This is a genomic window from Bacillus sp. UNC69MF (genome assembly GCF_000746035.1).
Taxonomy (GTDB): domain Bacteria; phylum Bacillota; class Bacilli; order Bacillales; family Bacillaceae; genus Bacillus; species Bacillus velezensis.
On the sequence record NZ_KN050800.1, the window covers coordinates 42,092 to 59,595 of the forward strand.

Consider the following 17,504-nt stretch of genomic DNA (forward strand, 5'->3'; position numbering starts at 1 on the left):
TTATAGACCAAACGCAGAAAGGAAAAAAACAGCCGTCGTGTTTGAGGGCCGTTTAAAAAATTTTCTTCTTATCACGTTCTTCTTTTAAAATCTCAACCGCTTCCCTGAAACGCATAGAGTGGACGATTTCACGCTCACGCAGAAAACGGAGTGAATCATTCAGGTCAGGATCATCGGAAATATCAATAATCCATTGATACGTCGCTCTCGCCTTTTCTTCAGCCGCAATATCCTCATATAAATCAGCGATCGGATCTCCCTTCGCCTGTATGTAAGACGCTGTGAACGGAACTCCGGCCGCATTGTGATAAAACAGCGCGCTGTCATGGTTGACGTAATGATCACTGAGCCCTGCATCACGCAGCTGCTCCGGGGTCGCATCTTTTGTCAGCTTATAAATCATCGTCGCAATCATTTCTAAATGCGCAAACTCCTCCGTGCCGATATCCGTCAGCAGGCCGATCACCTTGTCAGGAATCGTGTAGCGCTGGTTTAAGTACCGGAGCGCTGCGGCCAATTCGCCGTCCGCCCCGCCGTATTGTTCAATGAGAAACTTAGCCAGCATCGGGTTGCATGTACTGACTTTAACCGGATACTGCAGCTTTTTTTCATATACCCACATTTACAGATCCCTCCTTATACTTGCCATGGCCAAGGACCGCGGCCCCAGTCCCATTGAGCGCCGACCTGACTCACGCCGAATTGCAGAAGCGGTCCGTAATCAGGCTCAAACCGCTTTCTCAGCTGTCTTGAGTACCGGGAATATTCATGAAACTGCTGAAGCGCGAGACGGTCATGGGGATGCGTATCCAGATAAAGCGTCAGCTCCACCAAGACAAAGTCCGCCGCCTGAATTTGCTCCAGCAGCCGATAATATTCATCATCAATCTTTTTCGCCATATTCGATTCCCCCCCGATAAGGATTATCATAGAAATCGTAAAGATCCTTCCAAAGGGTCCCTTTTCTCAATGCCTCCATCGGAGAAAACTGCTCCAAGTGATACGGCTGAAACCGCATATAAAGATGCGGCGGCGTTCTGAAGTATTTTCTCCCGATCGGCGGGCAGGGATCAAACCGGCTGTGGAAGGGTTTATAGGATTTGACCGGTGTAAACGGCTGATTTTCTTTCATTACGATCCTCCTTTCCTAAACACATGACCTTAATAGGTATGAATCCGTATCGGCATTTATGCCCTGTAAGAAATGAAAAAAGCCAGCGCTTAGAAACGGTCACAAAAAAACACTCTTGCTGTTCCAAGAGTGCTTTTTCCCGAATGGTCAGATATATTGGCTTTCCCGATGATGATGATGATGGAACGGGTAGCCGCCGTAGCCTCCGCCATAGCCGCCAAAACCGTACCCCGGATATCCCCCGAAGCCGCCGTAGCCGCCGTAGCCGCCAAAACCGCCGTAACCGCCAAAACCGTATCCCGGGTATCCGTAGCCTCCGCCGAAACCGTATCCCGGATATCCTCCGAAGCCTCCGTAGCCGCCAAAACCGTACCCCGGGTAGCCTCCGAAGCCGCCATAGCCTCCGCCGTAGCCTCCGCCGTAAATCGGTCTTCTTTCATTCATGATTTATCGCTCCTTCACATAGGTTACAGTCCAGTTTATGACATCCGGAAGGAAACGTATGGGCATCCGCCCAGTTTTGGCGAAATAATAAATAATTGCTTACGGAGAAAAATACGATACAGGCCGACCGCTTAAGCAAAATAAAAAGGCCGGAACTTATGCCGCCCCGGCCTTTTTGTCTTTATTCGCCTAAATCTACATTGTGATAAACCTGCTGTACGTCTTCGAGGTCTTCCAGCACATCGATCAGCTTTTCAAATTGAGCTTTCGCATCTTCCGGAAGCTCGACTTCATTTTGCGCAAGCATCGTCAGCTCCGCAACCGTGAACTCTTCAACGCCGGCATTTTTGAATGCCTCCTGTACCGCATGGAATTGATCAGGCTCGGCATATACGATAACACTGTCATCCTCTTCTAAAATATCGCGCACGTCCACATCAGCTTCCATCAGCAATTCCAGCGCTTCATCCGCCGTCTTGCCTTCAACGCCGATAACGGCAGTCGCATCGAACATGTAAGCGACAGACCCGCTCACACCCATATTTCCGCCGTTTTTCCCGAATGCGGCACGCACTTCAGGCGCCGTGCGGTTTACATTATTGGTTAACGCATCAACGATGATCATTGAACCGTTCGGCCCGAAACCTTCGTAACGCAGCTCGTCAAAGTTCTCCTCCGCGCCGCCTTTCGCCTTTTCAATCGCACGCTCAATAATATTTTTCGGCACACTGTACGTCTTCGCGCGCTCAAGCACCACTTTTAACGCCTGGTTCGATTCCGGATCTGGCTCGCCTTGTTTTGCCGCCACATAAATCTCACGGCCGAACTTCGCGTAAATCCGGCTCGTATTTGCGTCCTTTGATGCTTTCTTTTCTTTAATATTGTTCCACTTACGGCCCATTTTGTTCCACTCTCTTTCACGAATTGAATCTGTATGATAAATACTCTGCTTCTATTATACCTCAGCGGTTGGGTTGTTTCGAGTGTAAGACATTAGAAAAAACAGGCACGCTTAAAATCACCGGAGCGCAGTAAGCCGAATGTGAGGGTTATTATACAAAATATAAAAAGCCTCCCTTCATACAGGAAGGAAGTCGCAAGCCAAAAGATTCATTTTATTCTCATTACCTATTTCCTACACTGTATATCCTGACTCACGTGGTAAAATTTTGATATCGAACAAATGAAAGGATATGGTCATGAAAGTTTTCGAAGCAAACAGCCTGCTGGCCGCTGCTAAACAGCGCGCGGGTGAATATAAAAAACTGCGCGGTCAGATGGTCAACCTGAAAAAAGCGTTTCAAGGCATGGCTGATCTTGGTGACAATGATTTCTCCGGCCGGGGCGCAGACAACATCAAAGCTTTTTTCAAGGACCACGCCGGCGTCACAGACAGCTGGCTTGATCTGATCGACATGAAAATCGCATTTCTCACAAGCCTTCCCGGTAAGGTCGAAGATGCCGGACTTTCCAATTCGCATGTGGAGGAATCATTTCTGGAGCATGAGCTCACCCACGCCCTCAGTAAATCAAAGGCAATTATGGAAGGGCAAAAAAAGGACATGGGGTCCATCCTCAGAGAGATCGAAGACATCATCTCGCTTGATCTGTTTTCAACCGAAAGCACAGATCAGAAGCTTTCTTCAGCTGACAAAAAAAGAAGCGAAACCATACATAAGCTCGGGAAGCTTGATCACGATCTAACGAAGGAATACACAGAAACCGAAGCGAACGAACAGTTCATTCAAGCTGACTTTGAGCAGCTCCAAAACGCCACAGGCAAAGGAAAAAGCGCCACGCCGCTTCACTACAACGCCAAAGCGTACCGAGAAAGCGACATCCATAAGAAAAAAGGCGAGATTGCAAGACATTCGGATGCTTATTTGAAGATGAAGAAAGAGGAAGCGAAAGAACGAGAGATTGAAAAACTGAAAGAAAGACTGAAAAACTACGATTATGCGAATGCCGATGAATTCTACGAAATGGCCAAAACGATCGGCTATAAAAACCTGACAAAAGAACAGCAGCGCTACTTCACTCAAATTGAAAACACGCGTGAACTTACAGACGGTTTCAAAGGCGTTGCCGTCGGCCTTTATGATTCCGGAAAAGACGCGGTCACAGGCCTGTGGGATATGGTCACAGATCCGGGCGGAACGGTTGAAGCCATTACAGGAGCGGTGGCTCACCCGATCAAAACGTATGAAGCCATTTCAGCGGCAATCGAAGAATCGTACCAAAAAGACATGGTGAATGGCGACACCTACTCCAGAGCAAGATGGGTGTCATATGCAGTAGGCACCGTTGTGACATCAGTTGTCGGCACAAAAGGCGTCGGCGCCGTCTCAAAAACTGGCACAGCCGCCAAAGTGACAACCAAAGTCAAAACAGCAGCAAGCAAATCCGCCACAGCTCAAAAAGCGATGACGGTCTCAAAACAAACCGTTGACCACATCAAGCAAAAGGTCAACACAGGCATGGAAGTATCAAAAAAACGCGTCAAAACCAAGTTGAATCAAATCGGAAATCTCACCCTGGCTGATATTCTCCCGTATCATCCCCGTCACGATTTAGTGCCGGCAGGCGTTCCTTACAACGCAGTCAACGGGGTCACACTTAAAGAGGGACTTCAGAAATTCGCCAAGGTCATCCTGCCGAAACCGTACGGAACCTCCGCAAGCGGCAGGCGTACGCCGGCACCGCATGTACCGCCGGTAACAGTCAAATACGGCGAGCATTTTGCGAAATGGACCAGAAAGAAAGTATTGAAGCCGAATGTCATCTACAAAACAAAAGAAGGCTACACATACACCACTGACAACTATGGTAGAATTACAAGTGTCAAAGCAGACTTGCAGCTGGGAGAAGCAAAACGCAACCAATATGCGCAGTCAAAAGCAGGTAAACCAGACCGTCTGACAGATGACGATGGAGGCCACCTAATCGCCACCCAATTCAAAGGCTCAGGCCAATTCGACAATATCGTGCCAATGAACTCCCAGATTAATAGAAGCGGCGGGAAATGGTATAAGTTAGAACAGGCATGGTCGCAAGCGCTTAAAGAAGAACCTCCAAAAAAGGTTACGGTCACAATTGAAAATGTGTATGAGAGTGATTCGTTTAGACCCACTTTATTTGATATAACATATAAAATTGGAGAAGAAAGAACAAAGAGCATAACAATTAGAAACCAAATTGGAGGCTGATGAAAATGGAAACTACAAAAATGGAACAACTATATCAAAAGATTGCTGAAAAAATAAATGATATGATTCCCTCCGAATGGATGAGGGTTACTCTATACGCCGAAATTTTAGATGACTCCAGAGAAGTTTATTTTTTCTTTAACACACATGAAGACGAAGAATATATTTATTCACACGATATTCCAGAACATTTTCAAGTAAGTAATCGAATTTACAAAAATATGCTGCTAGACCTTCAAGATTTATTTGATGAATTAAGGGATGAATTTAAAAAGCAATCCTCAGATATTTGGACTAACCTCACACTAAATTTAGATAGAAACGGTGAATTCTCAATTGATTATGATTATGAAGATGTACTCGCTTCAAAATATACTGATACTGAGCGACAAGTCATTTGGGAATATAAGCACTTGGGAATTACGCCAATAAGCGAGAGCAGCAGAAAGTTCCTTGAACAATATCTAAATGAACAATGAAAAAATGGGCAAACTATATCAAAAGATTGCTGAACATCTAAATGAAATGATTCCATTTCAATGGGAAAAGATCGTTTTATATGCTGAAATACTTGATGACTCAGCGGATATATACTTTTATTTTACAACACCAAATAACAGTGATTATTTATTTTCTCATAATATACCTGAACATTTTGATGTGAGCGAAGAGATTTACGATCAACTGCTAATTGAACTTCAAGAGCTTTTTGAAGAACTAAAAGAAGAATTTAAACTAGGCAATCAAGATATTTGGACAAATCTCACTTTAAAATTAGAAAACACCGGAAAGTTTTCAATTGATTATAATTATGATGATGTTTTATCCTCTGAACTTGATGACCTTCAAAGACGAGATGTTTGGAAATATCAAAATTTAGGGATATTGCCTAAAGATGAGGACGATAAAGAATTTGTAATAAGCTACTTCGGTCTATAAATCAATAATGGCTCAGCACTTCTTTGCTGGGCTATTTTTTATAACTAAGATCTCTCGACAATAGGAGTTTAAAAGGTTGGAAACTAAAAAAATGCAAGATTTGTACCAGATTATTTGTGATAAATTAAATGACATCATACCTTGTGAATGGGCAAAAATATATCTTTATGCAGAAGTATTAGATGACTCTACCATGGTTCTCTTTCACTTCAAGACACCAGAAAAATGTCAAATGATTTATTCGCAAGATATACCTGCCCATACAACGTAAGTAAAGATATCTTCAAACACATAAGTCTAGAAAGTTTTTCCAGCGAATCTTTCTTCTAACTCATCTGATAAAAAATACATTAGGATCATTCTTAAAATGCTTTTTATCACCTGAAGCTACTTCACTATGCCACTTAAATGCAGCAACTCCTATTAATGAACCTAAATTCTTCAAACAATATTCCTGATTAATTAACAAAGCTCTAATAGGACTTATATAAATTGCTGAAAGAGGATCTAAGCTTTTTCATGAATAGTGCTCAGTATCGGAAAGAAAGCAGCTTCTGTCTTACCGCCCTGCTGTAGCTGCTTGTATAATAGCATTATTACCTGCTAATATAGCCGGAATGTTATCTTCTTGAACACTCCTTAATGACTTCCAACCAAGTTTATCTACAATCCCCTGTTGAAGCCTCTAAGATAACCGTGAGACGGACTAACTCATAGTTCAATATCAACTGCCGTTTCTCTTCCACCAGCGACTTCAATATTGTGCTTTATTCTTTCAACTGTTTTTGAACTAATATTTAATAAAGAGCGAACATCATTACCTTCCTTAGCTGCATCTAATACAAATAAAAATTCTCTCAAAAATGTTCTAGGTAATATGGTAATTTCTTTATCAAATGCTACAGTAAAGGATTCAACATACTGCTTAATAAATGAGTCATCAATTACAGTTTCGGGGAGCCAATCATGAACAGATCCATGAATATTACGAACTTTATGAGATGCTTCAATTAACTGTTCAGTTGAAAAACGATTTAACTTCAAAAGTGGTGTTGAAAACACCCTTTTGACAACATCTTTTTGTTGCAAAGATAATGGTTTTATTCTAGAAAAGAGTGCATCATGTTCCTTAATAGATCGGTCTTCATTTTCAATAAGTTCATCTGTGCCTGTAAACAGCATATAACACCCTTTTAAGCGATCCTTACTAACCATATCAATTAAAAATCTAAGATTTTCAAATGCTTGATATCTTATATCTTTACGTTCTTTTCTAACTATCTCTACTTCATCTATAATAATTAACAGTCCTTTGTATCCAGATAGTTTTAGAATATGTAAAAGCGCAAGTAAAAACTCAAATGCATTTGTTTTATCTACTTTTCCAGTTACTCCAATTTTTGATTTAGCGACTCTATCAATACTGGTATCTCCTGCAATCCAACCAAGTGCCCAATCAGAAAGCTGACGACTACCATCCATCAAACCTTTATAAAATCTATGAAAAGCTTGAACAATTCCCGGAGTAGTTGCATTCGCTTTTGATAGTTCATCACTTATCTTTTGTTCAAGTAAATTCATAAGTTGAATTTCATCTTCATCAATATCATCTGGATTAAGGTCAAATTTCCGAATGATATCTTTTTTTTCTTTTGAAAGCCACTCTTGAATGACTTGTCTAAATGCAGAATAATCCCGTTGAGTACTGGTTCTTAGGCCTGTCATGATTGCATGGTATACTGTCTCAAAATTTTGCAATTGTACTGCTTTACTTATAACAATTTCAGAAACTGCATATCCTTTTTCAAAAGCATCTTCTTTTAATACTTCACATAAAAATGATTTACCTGAACCGTATGGGCCATATAAAAATTTAAAACCAGCATGTCCATTGTTATTATCGAATGTTGTATAGTCTAATTCGTTATTTAAATGTTCTTTTTCTTTTTTATTTCCAGCTAAAAGTAAGTGTGTACCAACGTTTGGGACAGTTCCATTTCTTAAAGCGCGCAAAATTGTTTCGCCAGTGTTAATATCCATCATTTCACCTACTTGATAGAATATTCGTAAATAGTATCGTTAATCATTTCAGTCATAAACCAATCTTTATCTTGATTTTTTAGGCTCAAGATCAAATCGGACATTGCCTCAGATACTAAAATCGATTTAAATTTGATTCCCTTTGTAGCTGCTCTTTGTAATAGTTCGTTTTCATTCCACTTTGTGCTATCCAAAAAACAACTTAACAAAAATTTCTCACGTTTTGATAAGTCGTCTGTTTGTTCATCCAAGTAATTTTTTATTTGATCTTGTATATTTACAGTTTCATCGATTTTATTTATTTCTATTAATGAAGATTGTCTTTGTTCTATTCTTGGATCTTCAATATACTCTTTTGATGTATTCATGCGTGATACAGTTAAAATAGGAATAATAACTTCCTGAACCGATAAACCACCGTGGCTAAACTTAGCACCACCGTTAGCTTTAAAAAAGTAATTACTTGAAGGATAATATTGATAAAAATCTCCTTTATGATGAGACCAAGATAGTTCTTTTACTATCCAGTCCCCCTTTATCTTATTATCAGCAATTGCATATCGACGGGATTTTTTAACTACATCAATTTCATTGGATAAAGAAATTTGATTCCATCCTTCCAATCCATTTGTAAGTAAAAATCCATGATCAGCAGTAATAACAACTTTTTCAACACCAGCTTTTAATAAATTCTCAGTTACAATTTTTATCTTTTTTAAAAGCTGTGGAAACAAATAAACAGCTGAATCCTCAATATTTTCTCCGGTAGTATCTATTTCGTTAGAATATATAATGAGGTTTTCTATATCACTCATTTCGGCTGTGATTTGTTGTTTTGAAAGTCGATAAAAATTTTCAAGATTAACTACTTTCCCGCTTGCACCAAGTCCATTTTCTAAAAACTTGATACGATCTTTTTTATTATTGATTGGAATATTATTTTCAGCATAAATAACAAAATCTTCTTTTTCCTTTTTCCATTCTAGTATTGATTTAGAAAGTGGTAATAAAGCAGTCATACCAATCTTTGTAATGGAAGGTAAGGAAGAGAGTAAAGTATCAACTTCAACCTGCCATTCTTCGTCAATTAAATACTGCAACTCAGCTCCCATTTCAAACCGTAATGCATCGACATAAATGACTGCCGTTTTCTTACTATAACTGATCAAATGTTCCTGCCAAAAATGCCTTTGTGGTGTAATACCGTTTATTGAAAAATCGAGTTTTTGTTTTAAACAGCGTTGGAATTGAGCGTTCAATGGTTTTAAGAAATGATGTATGTATTGCCCATTAGCATATTTAATAAGTGCTAAAATTAGATTATTATTTTCTTTATATTGTTCCTCCGCTTTCCGGAAACGGTAATCAATGGTCCACCATTTTTGTTCAATATACTCTTTGACAATACTTTCAGCATCCTGAAACATAGATTGTTGATTGATATAATATTTAAACTTATTTAGCTCGACAATAAAATGTAATAATTGAGCTAATGCATCCCATTTTTGAATAATTTCTTTATCGGCTGCTCTGGTTATTCGAGATTCCGCTATTAATATTAATTGATCAATCGATGGTGATTTTAATAGTTCAGTATTAATCTCATTGAGAAGAAGTTGATTTTCAATTCGATTCCATAACTCTTCATCAATAATAGAGAACCCTTTTATTGAGTATAATTCTTCTGTTTCCTTCAAAGAAATTTGTTGCTTATATTGTTCAGAAAGTTTCTTAGACAATTCCTCAAAATTACTACGATAAAAATCATGTTTTGACCATTGATGAAATAACTCACTTCTACGATGAGCTATTTTAGGATTTTCGGTATACTGAGGATTATGAGTATCAAGTGACAGTTCAGTTTTGATTAAAGTGCTGGCAATGACTTCTACTATTTCTTCATAAGGCTGCTGCTCATCAAAGTTAAAACCATAATAGTCATTCGCCAATTGACAGAAAGCAGATAGATTTTCTAACTCATTTAAGGTCTGATAGTAAGTTTCATCAGTAATAAAACGAAGAATTGTTTCTTTTTTGTCCAACTCATCCATTGATAAATGATCTTGTAAAATGAATTGCTCTAGTTTTTCTTCAGTCAAATTTTCAATCAGATCATCAGATAAAATATCCCATTTTGTTTTAATAAATAATAATTGTTTTTGTAAACGGTCATTTTCATTTAAAGGCAGATTAATATTGTAATGTTTAGATAGCAAGTCTCGAATAGAATCATTAAAAATTTCTGCTAACCAATTGTACTCTTTTAATAAGGTTAAATCTTTATTGTTACCCGGTATATAAATTAATGTTCGTCCCTCAAAGTTAGGATAAGATTGGACAATTTGATGCCTCAACTTTAAGAAACTTCCCTCAAAAACAAAGCGGCTTATTTTCTCTTCTTTGACATACCTTTCATATTCAGATGTGAAAGTTTGATATTTATCCAACCAAATAACAACAGATCTCTTTTGAAAATGCCTGTTCAAATCAGATGCAACCATATCGTAAAATGACTTTTTCATATTATACAAAAGCACCTACAATATAAACTGCAGGTACTTTCAATTTTCCTCCCTTCTCAAATGATTATTTCTCTATTTTCTTAGCTAATATTGGATTTAATGGTGTGATATTATATAAAACACCTTGGTCAATATCTGGCTTGTAACCAGACGCAATAATTTCTTCTATTTGCTTATCAAATACTTCCAAATCGCCTACCTGTTTTTCCAACTCGATGACTCTGTTTTCATATTGTTTTGCTTGTTTCTTATCATCAGAAGAGGACATCTTTTCACGATAGAAATTTAGATCATTCCTTATATTATCTACTTTTGGCTTTAAATGATTAGATTTTAATTTATAAAGCGTATCATCATTTAATTCATGATAGTATAGTAATGCATTAAATGTTTTATTCGGACTACATACATGCCAATATATAGGTCGACTTTGATATTGTTCTTTTTTGATATGTTCTACAAAGAAATCTTTTTTGAACCAATCCAATAAATCCTTACCTATTATTTCCGGAATCTCTTCGTCAATAACCTTCTCAAAATTGTCCTCACCAAAAATAACTTCAATTACTTCATAAAGAATGTCCTCAATAAAATTTGTATCTAGTACTAGAATACCTTCTTTTTGGTTATTACCAAACCCTTGTATATGCCATCTTCCAAATATTATTCCAACCATAATAAAGGAGAAGGAAGTGAAAAAATCTTTAAATATTTTATTTGGAATAAAGTCTTTACTTTCAAGATATTGAATCAAATTGAGCCTATTTACATTTTTGCCTTCTTTCTCAAACCATCTTTCAAAATCTTGTTCATGCGGGATCTTATTTATTATTTTTCTTGTTTTTGTTATTTCTTCATTAATCAGTTTTCTTGTTCTTTCACCTATCTTATACAAATCGTAAACATGAGAATTGTTTTCCTCGATCAGAATTAAATATTCTTTTTCTATCTTTAGTAACTTTTTGATAATATCTACAAACGAACCATCATTTAATATAAAATTATCTATATTGAAATTTTTTTCCTTTTCATCATAAGAAAGTATTTGTTTCTTCAGATCAATAATCCTTTTTACATTACTCGATATTTTCTTTTGAAAAGTATCATCAAATATTGCAGGTAAACGATGGATATCGTTATTTTTAAAATTTATTGTTGGATTATAAAGATCTAATAAATAGTCTGCAAAATCAGATGCTAATATTCCGAGAACATAAAATTTATCTACATTTTTCTTAATGTTTATAAAAGATCCTCCAGAGTCAAATACAAATCCATCTGGTAAAAACCTTACACCAAATCCTTTGCTACCTACACCTGAAAATGTTAGTCCTTCCTTAAAGAAAAGACTTTGATTCATTAATCTACATCCTTTATATTCCTTCATTTTTTCAGGTCGCCAGTCAACTACACTTTTCAAAGTACCATAAAACTTCTCAGAACCTCCCCCTTTTGCATAAGGTACAAAGTTCCTTTCAGACTCCCCATTAATTTCCCACCAAAATTTCACAAAGTAATCATTATTACCTGTGTTTATTCCAGTTTTTGCTTCTCCAAATGATTCAACAAATGAAGCAGTTGTAGACAAGATATCTTTTATTTCATCAGGTAAATAATACAAAAAAGGACTTCCTTCAAGCTTCTTAAAAAAACTTTGTTTTACTGGAAATAGGTTAGTTTGATTTTCTATATTATTTCTTTTTTCAATTGAGTGTGGATAATGATCTAATTTAATGAAAAGGCTATCTGATTCCGACTCTATACCTTTCTTGAGAACGAACATCGATGTACTAACCCGTTCACCACTAATATCATCAAATGCTCTGGTTCCTAAATGCACGAATTTATATATAGCTGAATTATTTAAAATATAATCTCTCAGTTCAATATAGGATTTAATAAACATAAATGATTCTTGAGTAATCATTCCCATCAATCCTTCATTGTCCAAGAAATCCATAACTCTCATTATAAAGATGGAGTATAAATCCTGATTAGCCAATTTATAATTATCGTTTACAAAATCCTTTAAAACCTCATTCATATTTGATTTTCCCATATATGGTGGATTCGTAACCACAACATCATATTTTTGAAGGAAAGTATTAAGTAATAATACAGATTTTTTAGCTTCGTTTGCAAATAACAGATTATTAATATCATTTGCCCTTGTAGCTTGTGAATAGACTTGTTCTAAGTACTTAAATAGTTCTTTTTCACTTTTGTTAAGAACAGTCTCTTCTTGTTCTTTTTCAAATTCATCAAATCCTTCAAATAGTCCAAGATCCTCATTTTTCTTTCCTTTTTTTAGAATCTTTTGTTTTTTGACCTTATACTCTTCAATTAAAGGGATTAACCTTTTTTCTGGTTGAATTAAGCTACCCTTTAATCGAGTATCTTTAAATTCATCGTAAATAATTTCAATCATTTTTAAGACAGTATCATTATTCTCAAATTGTTTCTTCATTGTTGTTAGGCGATCACCATTCAATAAAACAGCATCCGCACATACAAGATTAACAGTAATTTTTTCATTTAACTCTTGAATCCCTGCATCTATTAACGACACTCTTACTTTTATATATAGTATTAATGCAGTAAGTTGTATTGCTCTCGTATCGATGTCTATTCCATGAAGATTATTTTCAAGTATAAGAAATGGAATCTCTTCTCTTGAATAGCCATCTTCTATGTAATATTGATAAAACAGATCATACGCCTTTACTAAAAAGTGACCACTACCACAACAAGGGTCCAATAGCTTAATTTTTTCAAGCTTTTTATGTTCTCTTTCTCCATTGTTAATTTCCTCACGTAACTTTCCAAGAGAATTATTGACTATCCACTCTACAATCCAATCTGGAGTAAATAATTGAGTAGCAGCTGGGATATCAATACTTTTAATTTTTTCTTTCTTGTTGTATAAGCGATCAAAGACATCGTCTTTTTCTTCTTCGTTAAAATATTGATAAATCCATCCAATAATCTCGTCTTGTTGCCATGATTCTTTATCAATATCAGTTGTAAGTAATCGAATAATTTCTACAAGAGCGTGGTTACTAGGGCCAATAATTGAATACTCATCATCGATATTAAATACTAATCCAATATCTGCGGATACTTCTTTGAAAATCAAGGAAATAAAATAGGATAGGCCTTCATCTGATTGTAACTTACAAAATTCGCGTGCAATCTCAAAGAAATTCCGATGCCCATAGGAGCGATTACTGTATTCTTCTTTTTGAACAAGTACTTCTTCCATTAAGCCTCTAACTTCCATTACGCGAAGTGCAGCTATACGGTTTAAATATGTATATGTTACTTCACGTATGTAGGAGATAAGGGCTTCCTTCTCAGAAAGCCCACCTTTCATTTCTTTTGCAATTGCATCACGAAGATCCTTATATACTTGCTCTTGTTCATCGGAAAGTGATAATTTATCCTTTTCGATCCAAGGTTCATCCATTAGAATGCCATATGTTACAAGACGATTTTCAATATCTTTTTCTAGCATCTCTCTACATTTTAATATTGTTCGGTTTATAGCCTTTTTTTGTTCTGGTTTCATATATCAACCCTTCTATCTCATTAAGATAAGAAGAAATAGTCAACTTTGTTTAATTCTTCTCTTAATTTAGTCTCTAAGTTTTTTATATACTCTTTTAACTCTTCCTCAGAAGAAATCTGTCTAGTTTTCATTAAGTCACCAATTCGAATTTGTTTAAAAACTGGTTTCTTTTCAATTTCAACACTTTCATCATCAGAATCGAAATCAGGATGTGTTACGGTTGGACTATTCAATTCCTTAACATATTCACCATACATTTCAATAGAATTCTGTTTATAACTTGGTAATGCATTTTCCAATTGTTCTAGAAAATCATAATTACGGCGATCTAGTGAAGAATCAGGTTGAAAATGCTTACTTAAAGGTTCTAATATTTTCTTCTGATCCAATGCTTCAAACAAATCAAATTGAGGAAATTGCTCAATTTCCTCAATAATAGCCTCAATATTCTTCATTACTCTGGAATGGAGGCTATTGTAATGCTTTTCATAATGACTCTTTAGACTTTGATAATCTCCTTGGATATTTATCCAATCATCAATAAATACATTAGAGCTAAGTTCCTCTAGTATAATTTGAACCTTCTGTTGTAGAGCCTCTTCCTTTGGAAAAAGCTGTGGCTCCCAAACATCTATAATAAACTTTTTTATTTCTTGAATAGACTTGATTTGTCCATTTAAAACAAACCGTTCAAATTTTTTCATCAAGTTTAGTTCATCTTTTAATTGCTGATAAACATCAACAAAAGCAATGATGGCTTCGCTTGATTGATTCTTATTAACAATTTTCTCAAAAGCCGTTTCAATTCTTTCCAACTTTTCAATAACAAGCAACTGATTTTCCCTTGCTGATACAACCAATCCTCTTACTTGTCTTAAAATGTGATTTGCGACCTTAATGGATTTTAAATAATATTCGGGAATGGTATCTGCTTCAACAGTTTCCTCAAATTCAGACTCTAATATTTTTTTACATTGTTGACGTATAGCAGGATCGACATTTTTGACCTCAATAAATTGACAAGATTTATAATGTGGTTCTTTTTCAAAAATCTCTTTAACACCAGATTCTGTATAACTTCTAATTGCTTTCCCCTTGATTTCAATTTCAATAAATCCACCACGGAATAATAATGCCGAAAAAAAGCGAATAGCCATACTGTCCCAACCATACTGGTTACCACTAAAGTTATCTAATAAATCATTTCCAGTACAAACACCGAATCGATTATAACGGGATTTTATTTCGGTTAAAACTTCATTTAATACTTTGGAACTCTGATTAATCTGATGTTCATTATCCAAAATATTTAACTCTTTAAACACGATTGAGGCTGAATGGAAATTTTGGTTGAAAACCTCATCAATATGTGTAGAAGTTATTTTCACTGCTGCATCATCAAAACGAGGATAAACATTCGGGATAACATTGCTAATTAATGAATCAAAAATTGATTTGATTTCTTCCCCCTTGGGTAAATCAAATTCTTTTCCTCGATATAGATAAGAACCTGAATGAAATGTTGATCTCACTTTACGCTTTATCTCTAATGCTAAATTTTGATTTTTTTGTTCTTCCTTTCTCAAGAAGAACATTCTTTCTTCATCAGCTTTTTCACGTTGTTTCCCAATTGCTGATTGGCGAGCGAGATATTCTCTTATCATATCTTCAATCTCATCATTTGGTTCTGATAGCCAATAAATTCGTTTTTCTTCTCTAATTGATTCCCTTTTCTTTTTATCACGTATAGACTCATCGTTGATAAGTATTACAGGGCTTAATGCTTCAAAGGAAATCTCAGCTCCACCAATGTATTTCTCTTCATCTGCTAACATCTCTACTGAAAAGAGACGAATTTGTTTATATAAGACCTTATTTTGATTAAATATATCTTTAAGGATATCTCTTACATACACTGAAATTGCCCTAGTTCTTACTTCCTCTTGTTCAGCGAGAATCTCATGTCTGAAATTCTGTTCTTCGGGTGATAAAAAGCTATATACTTCACCTTCTCTTTCAATAAACCCTGCTTTACTAAGTTTCTTCAGAGAAGTTTCTACTTGATCTTTTAAAGCATGGAAATTAATTTCAATTTGACTAAAGAGTAGCTTTGTTAAATTATCAAGTGTTCTTGGTAAGTAATTAATCGAATCTAGAAGATATAAAACTTTTAGCACTTTTTTTGTAAACTCAGGATTTTCTGGATCGGCTTTGTCTACTTCATTTACAGCATCAATTACTGTAGAAGGAACAAAATCTGAAGCTCTTGCTTCTGCATAAACTTGATCCAAGGTAACGAAAGTCCCTATTTTCATTTCATCAAATTGATTTTCAGCATTCGTTAAAATTCCTTGGGTTGTTTTGATCATACTGCGGTTAGTACCACCATGTTTTTTATTTGATTCCGTTCGTTGAAGAAACTTTACAAAAATATCCTTAATAATTCCTAATTGGTAAGGGAAAAAAGGATATGCTTTGACAAAGTATCCTTTCGATAAATCAGGTAATTCCCGGTCTGCATCTAGAAATTGCAAAACTGATTCTAATTTTCCTGAATACTTATCATATTCCTCTTCTAATTTTAATATTGAATTTGGCTTTTTCTTCAGTACACGTTCATACAATACTGAATCTAGATTTTCAGGTGTTAAATGAATCTTCACTTCAAAACGATCCGCAATTTTTCCTAGCTCATCATTAAATTTTATGGCATCTTCTACAACTGCTTTTAATTCTTCTTGTGCAGTAACTCCAAGCCATACCTTACCTTGTCCTGTTACCTCTACTTGATGAGAAATTCCTTGTAGCTCACTGATTTTTTGGTCGTCTCTTGCCATAAACTGACCCATTTCATCAATAAGTAGCAATAATCTTCTTTTTTTCTCATTATTATTTCTATTTTCAATATAAGCCTTTAAAATTTCAATTAACCTTTTCGGTGACATGGAAAAGTCACTTTGAATGCTATTGATTGCGTCCAAAGCAATTGATTCAGATGGATAATCTTCAGGTTTAATTATAGATAGAGTTTTTGCAATCTTTGATTTTTGTCGTGAAGGTTTTTCACGAGATATCGTCCAATTTTTTCCGCTAATCTTTTCAAACTCATTCTTAAAGTCATCATATAAACCTTGTTCATACAAATCGTATTCTAATTCACCAACCCATAAAATATGGCTGTAAAAACCTAAATAGGCTAGGAATTGTTTGTATATAGTAATGGAGATACTTTGCTGCTGATTGTTACTGTCATAGGCAGTATCCTCTAATATATCAAACATTAATATTTCAGTTTCGTAATCATCACGAATTTTTTCTACTAATGGACGAAGATCTCCTGATTCGTCCCTACTTAAAAATACATCTGTACTTGTTGAATCTCCGAATTGATAATTGCCAAGGACGTGTCCAAATAATTTTGTAAAATGAGATTTACCGGAACCAAACCATCCAGAAATCCAATAGCAGTATTTGTTACCTTGAAGATAATTTTTGAAAGCCTTTTTGTAATGCTCGCGTATTTGTTCAGTTATGACATATTCTTGTAGTTCTTGACGAATATGTCTTAAATTATCATCTTGAACCTTTACAACAGGATTGATTTCCCGTTTTATATCGTCCCGAAATATATCATGTATTTTTGTCACTTAACT

12 protein-coding genes and 1 pseudogene are annotated in these 17,504 nt (G+C 35.7%); 4 read left to right on the forward strand and 9 right to left on the reverse strand.

The window, feature by feature from the left end; genetic code table 11:
• Positions 1-52: 52 nt before the first annotated feature.
• The 5 genes from cotJC to BR62_RS0118400 form a co-directional block, all read right to left on the reverse strand.
• Positions 53-622, reverse strand: coding sequence for a spore coat protein CotJC (gene cotJC, locus BR62_RS0118380; RefSeq protein ID WP_003155700.1), 570 nt, complete (start codon positions 620-622; stop codon positions 53-55).
• Between the two features lie 14 nt (positions 623-636).
• On the reverse strand, positions 637-900 hold the full coding sequence (gene cotJB / locus BR62_RS0118385) for a spore coat protein CotJB (RefSeq protein ID WP_032871737.1): 264 nt from the start codon (positions 898-900) through the stop codon (positions 637-639).
• On the reverse strand, positions 884-1,132 hold the full coding sequence (gene cotJA / locus BR62_RS0118390; RefSeq protein ID WP_007408933.1) for a spore coat-associated protein CotJA: 249 nt from the start codon (positions 1,130-1,132) through the stop codon (positions 884-886). Before cotJA ends, cotJB begins: the two co-directional genes overlap by 17 nt.
• A 147-nt stretch (positions 1,133-1,279) precedes the next feature.
• Positions 1,280-1,576 carry a hypothetical protein gene (locus BR62_RS20095; protein WP_023356760.1) on the reverse strand — a complete coding sequence of 99 codons (297 nt, stop codon included), beginning with the start codon at positions 1,574-1,576 and terminating at the stop codon, positions 1,280-1,282.
• 181 nt (positions 1,577-1,757) lie between these two features.
• Positions 1,758-2,477, reverse strand: coding sequence for a YebC/PmpR family DNA-binding transcriptional regulator (locus tag BR62_RS0118400; RefSeq protein ID WP_003155709.1), 720 nt, complete (start codon positions 2,475-2,477; stop codon positions 1,758-1,760).
• Positions 2,478-2,775: 298 nt separating this feature from the next.
• On the opposite strand from BR62_RS0118400, the gene BR62_RS0118405 reads away from it, so the two are divergent.
• The 4 genes and pseudogenes from BR62_RS0118405 to BR62_RS18910 all read left to right on the forward strand — a co-directional run.
• Entirely contained in the window at positions 2,776-4,782 is a 2,007-nt protein-coding gene (locus BR62_RS0118405; RefSeq protein ID WP_032871738.1) for a T7SS effector LXG polymorphic toxin, read from the forward strand.
• Between the two features lie 5 nt (positions 4,783-4,787).
• Complete coding sequence (locus tag BR62_RS0118410) at positions 4,788-5,261, forward strand: antitoxin YezG family protein (protein WP_032871739.1); 474 nt, start codon at positions 4,788-4,790, stop codon at positions 5,259-5,261.
• The gene (locus BR62_RS0118415; RefSeq protein WP_032871740.1) at positions 5,251-5,721 is read left to right on the forward strand and encodes a TIGR01741 family protein; all 471 of its coding nucleotides are present in this window, start codon (positions 5,251-5,253) and stop codon (positions 5,719-5,721) included. The genes BR62_RS0118410 and BR62_RS0118415 overlap by 11 nt, the downstream gene beginning before the upstream one ends.
• A gap of 91 nt (positions 5,722-5,812) precedes the next feature.
• Positions 5,813-6,024: pseudogene (locus BR62_RS18910) on the forward strand (TIGR01741 family protein); the annotation flags it as partial.
• Positions 6,025-6,432: 408 nt separating this feature from the next.
• Here BR62_RS18910 and BR62_RS0118425 read toward each other — a convergent pair.
• From BR62_RS0118425 to brxC, 4 genes are all read right to left on the reverse strand, one after another.
• Entirely contained in the window at positions 6,433-7,764 is a 1,332-nt protein-coding gene (locus tag BR62_RS0118425; protein ID WP_081906126.1) for a BREX system ATP-binding domain-containing protein, read from the reverse strand.
• Between the two features lie 5 nt (positions 7,765-7,769).
• Positions 7,770-10,283 (reverse strand): PglZ domain-containing protein, encoded by a 2,514-nt coding sequence (locus BR62_RS0118430; RefSeq protein WP_032871743.1) that lies wholly within the window; start codon positions 10,281-10,283, stop codon positions 7,770-7,772.
• Positions 10,284-10,347: 64 nt separating this feature from the next.
• Positions 10,348-13,851, reverse strand: a complete 3,504-nt coding sequence (gene pglX, locus BR62_RS0118435) for a BREX-1 system adenine-specific DNA-methyltransferase PglX (RefSeq protein ID WP_032871745.1) — start codon at positions 13,849-13,851, stop codon at positions 10,348-10,350.
• Between the two features lie 20 nt (positions 13,852-13,871).
• The gene (gene brxC, locus BR62_RS0118440; RefSeq protein ID WP_032871746.1) at positions 13,872-17,498 is read right to left on the reverse strand and encodes a BREX system P-loop protein BrxC; all 3,627 of its coding nucleotides are present in this window, start codon (positions 17,496-17,498) and stop codon (positions 13,872-13,874) included.
• Positions 17,499-17,504 lie beyond the last annotated feature (6 nt).

What these genes read in the sequence shown, in the direction of transcription:
- BR62_RS0118430 (WP_032871743.1), bottom strand. Translation starts at nt 10,283, where the DNA reads ATGAAAAAGTCATTTTACGATATGGTTGCATCTGATTTGAACAGGCAT.
- cotJA (WP_007408933.1), bottom strand. Translation starts at nt 1,132, where the DNA reads ATGAAAGAAAATCAGCCGTTTACACCGGTCAAATCCTATAAACCCTTC.
- cotJB (WP_032871737.1), bottom strand. Translation starts at nt 900, where the DNA reads ATGGCGAAAAAGATTGATGATGAATATTATCGGCTGCTGGAGCAAATT.
- BR62_RS0118405 (WP_032871738.1), top strand. Translation starts at nt 2,776, where the DNA reads ATGAAAGTTTTCGAAGCAAACAGCCTGCTGGCCGCTGCTAAACAGCGC.
- BR62_RS20095 (WP_023356760.1), bottom strand. Translation starts at nt 1,576, where the DNA reads ATGAATGAAAGAAGACCGATTTACGGCGGAGGCTACGGCGGAGGCTAT.
- BR62_RS0118400 (WP_003155709.1), bottom strand. Translation starts at nt 2,477, where the DNA reads ATGGGCCGTAAGTGGAACAATATTAAAGAAAAGAAAGCATCAAAGGAC.
- BR62_RS0118410 (WP_032871739.1), top strand. Translation starts at nt 4,788, where the DNA reads ATGGAAACTACAAAAATGGAACAACTATATCAAAAGATTGCTGAAAAA.
- pglX (WP_032871745.1), bottom strand. Translation starts at nt 13,851, where the DNA reads ATGAAACCAGAACAAAAAAAGGCTATAAACCGAACAATATTAAAATGT.
- BR62_RS0118415 (WP_032871740.1), top strand. Translation starts at nt 5,251, where the DNA reads ATGAACAATGAAAAAATGGGCAAACTATATCAAAAGATTGCTGAACAT.
- BR62_RS0118425 (WP_081906126.1), bottom strand. Translation starts at nt 7,764, where the DNA reads ATGATGGATATTAACACTGGCGAAACAATTTTGCGCGCTTTAAGAAAT.
- cotJC (WP_003155700.1), bottom strand. Translation starts at nt 622, where the DNA reads ATGTGGGTATATGAAAAAAAGCTGCAGTATCCGGTTAAAGTCAGTACA.